Source organism: Ligilactobacillus sp. (genome assembly GCF_036846325.1).
Classification (GTDB): Bacteria; Bacillota; Bacilli; order Lactobacillales; family Lactobacillaceae; genus Ligilactobacillus.
Genome location: NZ_DAIUCE010000182.1, coordinates 1 through 1,868, shown reverse-complemented (window position 1 = coordinate 1,868; position 1,868 = coordinate 1). Strand labels below are relative to the sequence as shown.

Genomic DNA, 1,868 nt, shown 5'->3' with positions numbered 1-1,868 from the left:
CACTCGTTAATCGTTATGGAGCAGACACCCTCTTCGTTTTGGAAAATCTGGCAAATGTGCGATTCGCAACTGAAAAAGTAACAAAAACACAACGTTATGAGCAGGTTTCATGGGCTTTTTATCAATTAGCACAATTCTTGACCTACAAGGCTCATTTGGTCGGAAGCGAAGTGGTTCAAGTTTCAGCTAAATACACAAGCCAGCGATGCCCAAAATGTGGTCGTATTTACAAAAATAACCGTAATCATCAGCAACATTTGTACGTGTGCGATCGTTGCGGTTATCAATCCAACGATGACCGTATTGGCGCTATGAACATTCAGCTTTTGGGCACGCAATATGTTAGTGGCAATGAACGCCCGTCTTTCAACAAATTAACAGCCGGTGAGTAAATCTCGTTGGCTAAACGGGTGTGTCGTCAACCACCCGATGATGTAGCCACATCGTGAAGAAGCACGTTAGTGCGTTACTACTTCTAAGCCGTTAGGCTTGTGAGCTACAAGCCACCGATTTTAATCGGTGGTAGTTGACATTATCTTCTCCCGTTCATATTACAGCAGCAATGCGACAATTAATGTCGCATTAAAGAACAATTTAATTTTTCTGCAGGAAAATGTCGGTCCCCGGAGGTCGGAAGTCACTGGCAACATTTCCTCCGCACATGATGTCAGAGGTCGTAATTCGACTGAGTTTGTCCGGCATTTTTTATAAAATGCAGTGCTGTGCATCGTCTGCTCAATCAGGGCGCCAAGGCGGGATTACGGGCAAAATGACGTTTTCTGGGATTTGCCCGTAAATTCCAGTCTTCGATGAAGAATTGTTCAGGACAGAGTTTTTACCAGCCTCTTTTATCCGGAAGCTGGCTCTGCATTTGACAGGAGAATCTGTGGTATAATTGCATGATATTGAGGGGGTGATATCTTGACGCTTGCAAACAAACTCGGCATTACGGACTCGGTCATTCTTGCCCGTGAGGAAGAGAGAATCAGCAAAAAGAAGGCTGCAGAGCTCTTTGACAAGGGAATATTGATTAACCTTCCCGCCGGCAGGTTCGAGACGCTGCAGGTAATTCATAGATATCTTTTCGAAGACATCTATGAATTTGCAGGAAAAGTCAGGAATGTCAATCTTGCCAGGGGAAACTTCCGCTTTGCGCCCGTCATGTATCTCAATGCGGCTCTTGAAGGCATCGATGCCATGCCTCAGTCGGACTTTGACGAGATTGTTGAAAAATACGTAGAAATGAACATTGCCCATCCTTTCAGGGAAGGCAACGGGCGCAGCACCAGAATCTGGCTTGACCATATACTTGGAAACAATACAGGCATGGTCATCGACTGGAGCCTTGTTGACAAGGAAGACTACCTTCTTGCAATGGAACGCAGCCCGATCCGGGACATCGAAATAAAGCACGTTCTGAAAAATGCGCTGAAAAAGGATACCGGCAGCCGTGAAATCTACATGAAGGGCATTGACCACAGCTACTATTATGAAGGATACACAACATTCAGAACAGGTGATTTGTGAATTGAAGAAGCATCCGGACAGACCAGCCTCGCTGCCTTCCGGAAACAAAAGGAAACGTGGAGACAGAGCCCGGACGGAGTTCTGTATCCACGTTTCCTGTTTTTCACTTCATCTGCCGGAAGATTCCCATCCGGACGATTTCTGACATCACCTCGGAGCCGCTGATGAGATGCATCGCAGCCATGGCGAATATCGTCCTGCAGAACATGCCTTCTACTGAAAGCATCCCGTTCATGAGCCAGGCCCGCCAGCTGGAATCAAGGAACAGACGGATGACGAGAGCAATCATCATGGCCAGTGCGCTTAAGATAATGACGATTGCAACTAGCCTGTCCCGTATT

The 1,868-nt window shown here is 46.6% G+C and carries 3 protein-coding genes; 2 read left to right on the top strand and 1 reads right to left on the bottom strand.

Going from position 1 to position 1,868, the window contains the following annotated elements; all coding sequences use genetic code 11:
* Both V7Z60_RS09965 and fic read left to right on the top strand, forming a co-directional pair.
* Positions 1-392 (top strand): transposase (locus V7Z60_RS09965; protein WP_334117656.1); only part of this gene is annotated, 392 nt, incomplete at its 5' end.
* Positions 393-921: 529 nt separating this feature from the next.
* Positions 922-1,527 (top strand): protein adenylyltransferase Fic, encoded by a 606-nt coding sequence (gene fic, locus V7Z60_RS09960; RefSeq protein ID WP_334117655.1) that lies wholly within the window; start codon positions 922-924, stop codon positions 1,525-1,527.
* Between the two features lie 103 nt (positions 1,528-1,630).
* On the opposite strand, the gene V7Z60_RS09955 is transcribed toward fic, so the two are convergent.
* Positions 1,631-1,868 (bottom strand): hypothetical protein (locus V7Z60_RS09955; protein ID WP_334117654.1); only part of this gene is annotated, 238 nt, incomplete at its 5' end.